Source organism: Hydrogenophaga sp. NFH-34 (assembly GCF_021401345.1).
In the GTDB taxonomy this organism is placed as follows: domain Bacteria; phylum Pseudomonadota; class Gammaproteobacteria; order Burkholderiales; family Burkholderiaceae_C; genus Hydrogenophaga; species Hydrogenophaga electricum.
The window spans coordinates 1-1,113 of the sequence record NZ_JACBGE010000063.1 but is presented as its reverse complement, the minus strand read 5'-3'; the positions used below and the strand labels follow the sequence as shown (position 1 = coordinate 1,113).

Here is a 1,113-nt window from a genome sequence, read left to right as displayed (position 1 = left end):
ACGTCAGCATGAACGCGACACAGGCCTGCGCGAAGGCCCCAGCACAGCCGAGGCACAACGCGTCAAGGAACTGGAACGCGAGGTGCGCGAACTGCGCAAGGCCAACGAGATCTTGAAGCTGGCCAGCGCGTTTTTCGCCCAGGCGGAGCTCGACCGCCGCCTGAAGTCGTGAAGGCCTTCATCGACCAGCACCGCGCCACTCTTGGGGTCGAGCCGATTTGCAGGGCACTGCAGGTTGCCCCGTCGGCCTATCGGCGCCATGCGGCCCACCAGCGCCACCCGGAACTGCGGAGTGCCCGGGCGCAGCGCGACGCGACGCTGATACCGCACATCGAACGCATCTGGCAGTCCAACCTGCAGGTCTACGGTGCCGACAAGGTCTGGCGCCAGCTGCAGCGCGAGGGCGTCGCGGTGGCGCGCTGCACCGTGGAGCGGCTGATGCGCCGGTTGGGCCTGCGCGGCGTGGTGCGCGGCAAGGTCGTGCGCACCACGGTCAGCGATGCCAAAGCGCCGTGCCCGCTGGACCGGGTCAACCGGCAGTTCCACGCGCAGCGGCCCAATCAACTGTGGGTCTCGGACTTCACGTACGTCTCGACCTGGCAGGGCTGGCTGTACGTGGCCTTCGTGGTCGACGTGTTCGCCCGGCGCATCGTGGGTTGGCGAGTGAGCAGCTCCATGAGAACGGACTTCGTGCTGGACGCACTGGAGCAGGCCCTGTATGAGCGCCGGCCGCAACGCGAAGACACGCTCGTGTGCCACTCCGATCGCGGCTCGCAATACGTCAGCATCCGCTACACCGAACGGCTGGCTGAGGCCGGCATCGAACCGTCGGTGGGCAGCAAGGGCGACTCCTGCGACAACGCTCTGGCCGAGACGATCAACGGGCTGTACAAGGCTGAACTGATCCATCGCCGAGGTCCGTGGAAGACCAAGGAATCGGTCGAACTGGCCACGCTGCACTGGGTGTCCTGGTTCAACGGCCAGCGCCTGATGGCACCGCTGGGCTACGTGCCGCCGGCCGAGTTCGAGGCCAACTACTATCGCACTCTTGAGCAGCAGGCCACGTCGGCCTGACTCAAGCCAACGGGCCTCCGTGAAACCCGGGGCGGTTCA

General features: G+C 66.8%; 1 pseudogene and 1 other annotated feature. The pseudogene reads left to right on the top strand.

Features of this window, described 5'->3' with window-relative positions:
• Window positions 1–1,074: pseudogene (locus L0977_RS25310) on the top strand (IS3 family transposase); the annotation flags it as partial.
• Window positions 127–243: a sequence feature (AL1L pseudoknot), on the top strand. (Overlaps the previous pseudogene by 117 nt.)
• Window positions 1,075–1,113 lie beyond the last annotated feature (39 nt).